This window comes from Oribacterium sinus (genome assembly GCF_963553175.1).
Classification (GTDB): domain Bacteria; phylum Bacillota; class Clostridia; order Lachnospirales; family Lachnospiraceae; genus Oribacterium; species Oribacterium sinus_B.
The window spans coordinates 1-9,138 of the sequence record NZ_CAUVME010000051.1 but is presented as its reverse complement, the minus strand read 5'-3'; the positions used below and the strand labels follow the sequence as shown (position 1 = coordinate 9,138).

At 43.8% G+C, this 9,138-nt stretch carries 7 protein-coding genes and 1 pseudogene; 1 reads left to right on the top strand and 7 read right to left on the bottom strand.

The window, feature by feature from the left end:
* The 5 genes from RYO92_RS10255 to RYO92_RS10235 form a co-directional block, all read right to left on the bottom strand.
* The coding region (locus RYO92_RS10255; protein ID WP_315370323.1) for a Mur ligase family protein at positions 1-577 on the bottom strand (577 nt) is incomplete at its 3' end.
* 1 nt (position 578) lies between these two features.
* The gene (locus tag RYO92_RS10250; RefSeq protein ID WP_007155917.1) at positions 579-2,066 is read right to left on the bottom strand and encodes a UDP-N-acetylmuramoyl-L-alanyl-D-glutamate--2,6-diaminopimelate ligase; all 1,488 of its coding nucleotides are present in this window, start codon (positions 2,064-2,066) and stop codon (positions 579-581) included.
* Between the two features lie 10 nt (positions 2,067-2,076).
* Positions 2,077-3,744, bottom strand: coding sequence for a formate--tetrahydrofolate ligase (locus RYO92_RS10245; RefSeq protein ID WP_315370322.1), 1,668 nt, complete (start codon positions 3,742-3,744; stop codon positions 2,077-2,079).
* Entirely contained in the window at positions 3,745-6,345 is a 2,601-nt protein-coding gene (locus tag RYO92_RS10240; RefSeq protein ID WP_315370321.1) for a DNA translocase FtsK, read from the bottom strand.
* Positions 6,270-6,530 (bottom strand): hypothetical protein, encoded by a 261-nt coding sequence (locus tag RYO92_RS10235; protein ID WP_315370324.1) that lies wholly within the window; start codon positions 6,528-6,530, stop codon positions 6,270-6,272. Before RYO92_RS10235 ends, RYO92_RS10240 begins: the two co-directional genes overlap by 76 nt.
* Positions 6,531-6,597: 67 nt before the next feature.
* Here RYO92_RS10235 and RYO92_RS10230 point away from each other — a divergent pair, with 67 nt between their 5' ends.
* Positions 6,598-7,935 carry a MarR family transcriptional regulator gene (locus tag RYO92_RS10230; RefSeq protein ID WP_315370320.1) on the top strand — a complete coding sequence of 446 codons (1,338 nt, stop codon included), beginning with the start codon at positions 6,598-6,600 and terminating at the stop codon, positions 7,933-7,935.
* 215 nt (positions 7,936-8,150) lie between these two features.
* On the opposite strand, the pseudogene RYO92_RS10225 reads toward RYO92_RS10230, so the two are convergent.
* Together RYO92_RS10225 and RYO92_RS10220 are read right to left on the bottom strand one after the other, a co-directional pair.
* Positions 8,151-8,810 (bottom strand): annotated as a pseudogene (locus RYO92_RS10225) (DegV family protein); the annotation flags it as partial.
* A 15-nt stretch (positions 8,811-8,825) separates the two neighbouring features.
* Positions 8,826-9,020: a hypothetical protein gene (locus RYO92_RS10220; protein WP_315370319.1), complete on the bottom strand. Its 195-nt coding sequence runs from the start codon at positions 9,018-9,020 to the stop codon at positions 8,826-8,828.
* Positions 9,021-9,138: the final 118 nt, after the last annotated feature.

Sequence of the window (9,138 nt, the reverse complement as noted above, 5' to 3'; positions counted from 1 at the left end):
TATTTTCCTTGGTCTTCAGATTCTCCAAATGGGCGGAACCGATATTGGTAAATACTGCAATGTCACAGGAAGCAATCTCCGCAATCCTGTGCATCTCCCCGGGGATGGAGATGCCTAACTCGATGACACTGATTTCTTTATTTTCCTTAGCCATGGAGAAGAGTGTAATAGGAAGTCCCAGCTGAGAATTGGCATTTCCCTTGGTTTCAAAAACAGACTTCTCCATGGAAAGTGCCTTGGCAATCATGGCTCTGGTGGTGGTTTTCCCTACGGAACCGGTTACGCCGATGACCAAACCGGAATACAGGCTTCTGGCATAGCCCCCCAAGGCCTGTAAAGCGTCAATAGTGCTTTCCACCGATATAAAACGTACCTCGGGATATTTTTTGGAAAGTTCCGAACAATCCTCCTCGGTAAAAATAAAGGATGCTCCATGCTCTATAGCCATGGGAATGAAGCGGTGTCCATCCTGCTTTTCTCCCTTGATGGGAACAAAGAGCCCCTTACTACAATCCTCCCGAGAATCCAAAATAATCTTGTCCACAGAGGAAAATATCTCCGAAAAAGGAATCTGCATCTTATTTTCCCTCTCTTTCCGCCTCTTCCAAAATCACTTCTCTATCTACAAAACGAGTAAATGTTCCATTTACCTCATTATATTCTTCATGTCCTTTTCCGATAACCGCAATTAAGTCTCCCTCTTCCGCCTGTTCTAAGGCATAGCGAATGGCTTCTCTACGGTCTTCAATCTTTACATAGTTCTTTGTCTTCTTGGACAATGTGCTTTCAATATCGGAAATAATATCCATAGTTTTCTCATAACGGGAATTATCTGCAGTAAGGATGGTAAAATCCGCCATCTCCCCTGCCACCTCTCCCATACCGTAGCGTCTTTCCTTAGCACGGTTTCCGCCACAACCAAAGACTACAATCAGGCGTTTCGGCTTGTAGGCCTTCAGGGTTTCCAAAAGGTTCTTCATCCCCATGGCATTGTGGGCATAGTCCACCAAAACAGTGTAGCCCCCTCTTTGCAGCACAACCTCCATCCTGCCGTTTACCTGAATCTTCCGTAGGGCAGATTGCACCACTTCTTTTTTGATTCCCAGAAGGGAGGCCAGAGAAATTGCCGCTAAGGCATTGTAAACATTGTATCTTCCCGGCAGATGGTTCCAAATCTCCCAATCCTCTTCTCCATGTCGAAAATGGAATCTACAGCCCAGGAAATCATGCCGATGTAAGTCTTCAATCTCCGTAGCCATAAAATCAGCCTGTTTTTTCAAGGCAAAACTAAAACAGGGGCACTCTGCATTTTCCATGAATTCTTCAGAAAAATCCGCATCAAGATTCACCAGTCCCGTCTTAGACTGGGTAAAAATTCTGGACTTGTAATACTTGTACTCCGCAAAGTCTTTATGCTCATTTTCTCCGATATGATCCTCTTCGATATTGGTAAAAATACCATAATCAAAAAGAATACCGTCGGTTCTATGCATCTTAAAGCCCTGGGAGGAAGCCTCCATAACCACGGCATTACAGCCCTTTTCCTTCATTTTTCGGAATGTTTCCTGCAAAGTATAGGATTCCGGGGTGGTATTCCTGCTTTCTTCGTGAATGCCCGCGTAATCGATTCCGGTGGTTCCGATGAGACCGCAATTGTAGCCCGCTTCCGTAAGAATTGCCCGCACCATACTGGCTGTTGTGGTTTTTCCCTTGGTGCCGGTGATACCAATCATCAGCATCTCCTTGGAGGGGTAGGAAAAATAAAAGGCTGACAGCTCCGCTAAAGCCTTTCTGCCATTTTCCACCTGTACAATGCAAAGGTCTTCCCTATCCTGCATTTCCTTCGGTAAATCAGGAAGATTTTTCTCCACCACAAATACTCGAACACCCTTTTCCAAGAGCTCCGGAATTTTGTCATGGGAATCCATGGTACTTCCCTTCATGCAAAGAAATAAATCCCCTGCCTTAGCTCTTCGAGAATCATAGGAGAGGGAGGAAAATTCCTCCCTCTCTCCATCTCCCCGAAGGACCTTCGCTTCGCTTAAACAAGACAACCAGCCCTTCATCTATGCCTCCTTAGAAAATTCCTACAATCTTTTCATTTTCAAAGCCAATCTTTTTTGCTGCCGGCTCCTTTGGCAGACCCGGCATCGTCATAACATCGCCTGCTAAGCATACCACAAATCCTGCTCCTGCGGAGAGGGAAAGTTCACGAATTTCAATCCGGAAATTCTTGGGTCTTCCCAATAGATTGGGTTTATCGGACAAACTGTACGGCGTCTTTGCCATACAAATCGGAAGATTGGAATAGCAGGATTCTTCCAGCTTCTTTAATTCCTCTCTAGCCTTATTCGAATACTCTACCCCGTCGGCACCATAAATTTCCTTCGCCAAAAGTTCAATCTTCTGAGAAATCTTCTGCTCCGGAGTTTGCAAAGTATGGAAATTCACTTCCCCGGCTTCCACAGTTTCCAGCACTGCCTTGGCAAGCTCTTCTCCTCCTTCACTTCCCTTTCCGTAAGCTTCCATGATGGCGCAGCGAACGCCTCTCTGTGCACAGAAATCCTTTAAGAACGAAAGCTCCCCCTCGGTATCTGTAGCAAAACGATTTACTGCCACAACTGCAGGAACACCAAATTTCTTTACATTTTCGATATGCTTTTCCAAGTTCTCTAAGCCCTTTTCCAATGCTTCACGATTCTCCTTGGAAATCTCTTCTCTCGGAAGTCCGCCGTAGTATTTTAAGGTACGAAGTGTAGTTACGATCACAGCACAAGAAGGCGTTAATCCGGCTGCCGCACACTTAATATCAAAGAACTTCTCCGCTCCCAGGTCGGCACCGAAGCCTGCTTCAGTAACCAGAAAATCTGCTAAAGCCAAGCCCATCTTGGTGGCTCTTATGGAGTTACAGCCATGAGCAATGTTGGCAAAGGGTCCACCATGGATAATGGCAAGGTTTCCTTCCAGACTTTGCACAAGATTAGGTTGCATAGCATCCTTTAAAAGAACCGCCATAGCTCCGGTACATTCCAAATCCTTTGCATAGATTCTCTCGCCCTTCTTGTTATAGGCTACTACGATTTTGTCTAAACGTTCCTGTAAATCCTTCATATCCTTGGACAGACAAAGAATCGCCATGATTTCGGAGGCTACCGTAATCTGGAAATGATCCTCTCTCATAGCACCGTCCGCCTGATTTCCCAATCCAACGATAACATTTCTCAAAACTCTGTCATTCATATCCAAACAACGCTTCCAAAGAATCTTTTTGGGGTTGATTTCTAAAGCATTGCCCTGATGAATATGATTATCCAAAACTGCGGCCAGTAGGTTATTGGCAGAAGTGATGGCATGGAAGTCTCCCGTAAAATGAAGGTTAATGTCCTCCATGGGAGCAACCTGAGAATAGCCTCCGCCTGCAGCTCCCCCCTTTACGCCGAAGCATGGTCCAAGGCTGGGCTCTCTTAATGCCACAATGCTCTTCTTACCTAAACGGTTCAACGCATCATTTAAGCCGATAGAAACTGTGGTCTTTCCCTCTCCTAAGGGCGTGGGATTGGTGGCGGTAACCAGAATCAATTTCCCTTTTTGTTTTCCTTCATGGGCAGCGCAAAAATTTTGGGACAATTTTGCCTTATATTTTCCATAGAGCTCTAAATCCTCTTCGGAAATCCCATAATTCTTAGCCACTAAAGCTATTGGTTTCAGTTTTAGCTCGTGAGCAATTTCTAAATCTGATTTCATTTACTCCATCCTTTCTGTAGACAGTAACTCCTCAAATTCTTCCATGTTCATTAAAACCTTTCTGGCCTTGGTGCCTTCCTCCTCTCCAACGACATGTTCCGCAGCCAACTGATCCATTATCCTTGCCGCCCGATTAAAACCGATGCGGAATTTTCTTTGTAAAAAGCCGATACTTGCCTTGTCCGTTTCAATCACCAGTGATCCGGCCTCCGCAAAAAGCTCGTCTCTATCGCTCTGACTTCCTCCCGTCTCTTCCGTGGCTTCCTTTTCCAGGCTCTTAGAGATGGAATGGTTATACTCCGCTTCTCCTTGAGACTTTAAAAATTCCGTGACCTTAGCCACCTCTTCATCCGATACAAAGGCTCCCTGTACTCGGATAGGCTTGGGTAAATTCTGAGGGAAGAAAAGCATATCTCCCTTTCCCAGAAGCTTTTCCGCTCCATTCATGTCGATAATGGTACGGGAATCCACTCCGCTACTTACGGAAAAGGCAATACGGGAAGGAACATTTGCCTTAATCAGTCCCGTAATGACATTGACGGAGGGTCTTTGGGTAGCAATAATCAAATGCATTCCGCAGGCTCTTGCCAGCTGCGTCAATCGGACAATAGCATCCTCCACTTCCGACGCCGATACCATCATCAAATCCGCAAGCTCATCAATAATAATTAAAATCTGGGGAAGAACGGAAAGCCCCTCCTTCTCTCTTTCTTCCTCGGTAAGGCCACGTATTTTTTCGTTGTAGCCGGATAAGTCTCTTACACCGTAAGCGGCAAATTTCTTATAGCGACTTGTCATCTCCGCCACAGCCCAGTTCAATGCCGCAGCAGCCTTTTTCGGATCCGTAACCACCGGAATAAGCAAATGAGGAATGCCGTTATATACCTGAAGCTCTACCACCTTAGGATCCACCATGATCATCCTGACCTCTTCCGGACTATAGCGATAGAGTATGGACATAATCAGGGTATTGATGGAAACGGATTTTCCCGCTCCTGTAGCTCCTGCCACCAGCAGGTGGGGCATCTTGGCAATATCCGTTACCACCACCTTGCCTCCAATGTCTTTTCCTACACCAAAGGCCAGTTTCATCTTGTTCTCCAAAAAGGCGGGAGAAGACAGAATATCTCCCAAATATACAACCTGGCTGTTTTTATTGGGAACTTCAATTCCCACCGCAGACTTTCCCGGAATAGGCGCTTCAATACGGATATCCGCCGCCGCCAGTCGCATCTTAATATCATTGCTTAAAGATACAATCTTGGCTAATTTTACCCCCTGCTCCGGTTGCAGCTCGTAGCGGGTAACGGATGGTCCTACAGAAACATTACTGATACTTACGGTAATGCCGAAGCTCTTTAGGGTTTCCTTCAAGGTCTGGGCATTTTTCTCGATTTCACTTCGCTTTTCCTCTTCCTGACTATGGGAACGCTTCAAGAGGGAGAGCGGAGGGAACACATAGGGTTTTGCAGTCTTTTCCGGAACGGAATCCACTGTTAACTCTTCCTCTTTCTTCTCCTGAATACGCTTTTGTAAGTTTTCATTATCGGAAGCAATTCTTCTGCCATCGGCGGTGTAGACAACTCTGGAGGAAGGGTCTCCCTGTAAAAGACGCTTCTTCAGTTCCTCTTCGTCCAAGGGCTCTTCTTTCATAGACTGTTTTTTCAAAGACTGTGACTTTGGAACTGCGTCTATCTCAGAAAAGTCCTCCGGGAAAAGATCTTTCACTTTCGAAGAATCTGATAAGCCTTCCACCGTGAAGGAATCCTCTTTCCAGTCTTCCTTCTTACTGTTTATTAAATCCAGTTCTTCCTTAACACTTAGTAAGTCGGAACGGAGCGCTTCCTTCTCCTTATTTTCTTCCGCCTCTAAAAGAGAAACTTCCCTCTCTTCCTTAAAATCTTCCAAATGAAAGTCGGTGGTTTGAAAATCCGCCTCTCTCTCTTCCCGTCTCGATCTTCTTTCCTCCAAAGCTTCTCTCGCAGTTTGAGAAATTCTCTGTAAATCGCTTTTTGCCCTTCTTCCCGCCTTTTCCGCAGTCTGCACGGAAAATAAAGCAAAGAGACTCATCAGAGGCTTTTCAGTAATCATCACCAAACATAGTAATATAGCGAAAAACAGCACAATCATGGCTCCAAGACTACCTAAAAATTGCTTTAAAAATAAAAGAAAGATTCCGGGTAATACTCCCCCTTCGGTCAATAAATCCGTTAAATCTTCAGGAATACTCTTTCCTAAAATAAGTACAGGAAGAAAAGCTCCCAGAAAAATATACAAGAAGCAAATAAAAGGAATCTTCCTCATAATCATCGGATTGTTTCGATTTGCCATGGTAAAGGCAACAAGGAAAAATAAGACAAAGGGAAAAAGAACACTGAAGGACCCGAATAAAAACACAAGCCCCTGTGAAAGTCCCTCTCCCACAATTCCGCAAAATCCTAAATTGCTAAGTAGCAAAAGTAAAGAAACAAGGAAGGATAAAATCAAAATGGCTTCTTCTTTGAGTCCTGCGTATGCATTTTGTTCTACATTCCCTTGTATAGCTTTTTTTCTGCTTGTACCTTTACCTGTTTTGTTTTTATTTGTCCTTTTTCTCGCCATAAATCCTCACAACTCCTATTTCTTTCCAGTGCATTATATAACATTTTCAAGACAAAAAAAAGCCAAGGCGCCCCTTGCGATATAGCCCCTGTAGTCCCATCTGAAATAGCCCCTGTAATAAAGATAGCTAATCCAAAAAAATCTAAGGAGTCACTATCAAGGAATGGGTCAGTAATTAAAGACATAATTGACTTTGTCTTAAATGCAAGATAAAATCTTAAAACAAGTTTTTACTGTGGAAGGGAGAACAGCATGATTCATGTAGCGATTGTCAGTCCGGAAAAATCTTTGGAGCCTATAGAAAAGGTCCTGCAAGACCCCTCCTTTGATTGTCAATTTTTCCCCTATATCTATAAGGACTTAAAGGATATTGACGGTATCTATGAAGACTGTAAAAAGAAATGTGATGTGATTTTCTTTTCCGGCGAACTGGGTTATCACTATATTCACCAGCGTTTTCCGGATAATCGTATTCCTTGTGCCTTTACCGCCTACGAAACCATTGATGTTCTTTCTATTCTGCTGCAATTTCAAATCGAACATCGGGATCAACCATTGAACCGGGTATTCTGTGACTTCTTAACCGAAACCAACCATTTTATGGACATACCAAAATATTTACCGGAAAAATCCTGCCCTATCTTCTACAAGGATCATCATTATGATTACAAGCATATTACCGAATATGCCAAAAATCTTTGGAGCAAAGGAAAAATCGACCTGATTCTTTCTCGAAGCATCAATAATCTGGGGCAGCTGGATCAGTTGCAGATTCCTTATATCGCCGTCTTCCCTAATGAAGAAATGATTCGAAGCTCTATTCAGCACGCCTTGGACGAACTTCGTTTAGGCAGTATCGCGGAGCAAAATCTCCTCAGTATTTTTCTTCGCCTTCCCTTTACGGAGGATGTGGAAAAGGAAGAACAGGAATATCGGGAAGCCACTGTTTATAAGTTTTTAACGGAATATCGAAAAGAAAGTCATTTACATTTTGATATCGAAAAAGGCTTTAATCAATTTTCTATCCTTTTGAGCATTTCCATGGAAAAAGATCTGATGCCTATGTTACAGGAATTTCTTTCCGCCTGCAGGAAAAATCTGAACTTTCCTTTCCGTATGGGTATCGGCTTAAGCCATTCTAAGGAGCGAAGTCGCTATTATGCGGAGCATGCCCTTTTGGAAAGTAATCGTTACGGAAGAAATGACGCCTTTTTTATGGAAGAGGAAGGAAAGCTGCTTGGCCCTCTTTCCCAGAAATTAAAATTGCTGGCTGATTACAGTAACCCGAAGGCAATAGAATTTGCAAAAGAACAGGGTATTCACGAAAGTAATATCCTGAAGCTTATCAGCCTTTTTGAAAACGATCCTCTGCAGGCACTTAGTGCCCAATATATCGCAGAGCTTCTGGCCATCACCCCCCGCTCCGCCAGCAGAATTCTGGCAAAGCTTCTACAGCTAAGGTTAATTCGTCAGGGACAGCTGGAGGAAGGAGAATCCTTGAAAGAAAAAAAGAAAATGCGACACGGCAGACCCGCATTGCATTTTCATTTCGAAGAAGAGGCTTTCAAACGGACGTTTTTTATGGAATAAAAAAGGATTGTGCGACAAAAAATTGATCGATTTTCCTCAGTATAGGGCTGTAACAGGGGCAATCTGAGCCCGCCGGTACTTGCGAAAAACGAGTGAAATGAAGTTTTTCGCTTAGTACCGATGCGTAGGCGAAGTTAGCGGGAGCGTGCCCCGGGTATAGCCCTATACTGAAGGAAAATATCATAATCTTTCCAATCCTTTTTTATACCGTAATACTAACGTCCTTCTCTTCCAAAGAAAAAGCAAGCCACGGTGCCGGGGCCGGTATGGCAGGCAATGGTGCCGCCAATCACAAAGGTCTCAATCTTCGCCTTCGGATAGCGTTCCAGAATCTTCTCCTTTAAGCTTTCCACATCCTCAGGGCAGGCGGAATGACAGAGAAATACCTTCTCCTCTTCCATAAATCCCTTCTTTTCCATCTTGGACAGCAGGTTATTAAAGGCCTGCTTTTTCCCTCTTGCCTTTTCGATAGGTTTTAGGGTTCCCTCTTCCGTAATCATGATAATGGGACAGATATTCAGTAAACCGCCAATAAAGCCGGCCGCCTTGGAGATTCTTCCTCCTTGGATAAAGAAGCGAAGATCTGAAGTAAAGAAATATCCCTGTAAATGATTTCTGTAGTCCAGAATCTTCTCAACAAGCTCCTCCATGGATAGTCCCTGGTCTCTCAAATCTGCTGCCTTATCCACCAAGAGTCCGTAGCCTGCAGAGGCGGAAAGAGAGTCTATAATCTCAATCTTTCTATCCGGAAATTCCTCCAGGAGAATGTCCTTGGCAATTTCACAGGAATTTCTGGTGCCGGATATTCCGCTGGATAAGCAGAAATGAACAATATCCTTTCCCGCCTCCAAGCTGGGGCGGAAAAGAGTCATATATTCTTCACTGTTTACCTAGGAAGTCTTACTCTTCTCCCCATTTAACATTCTTTCAAATAATTTCTCCTGAGAAATGGAGGCATAAAAATCGTCTCTGTACTCCTCTTCATTTAAATAAAAACGAAAGTAGGCTAAAAGAATGTTTCTTTTTTCCGCCCATTCCTTAGAAATATCCACTGTAGAACAACAAGATAAAACATAGCTTTCCATACCGTCTCCATTCTCTTTTTAGATGCTTTTCTTTGCTTATGCTTTGCTTATACTTTGCTTATGCTTTGCTTATGCCCTTATGTTGTATTTAGGCATTTCCGTTTCGTTAATCTCCTAA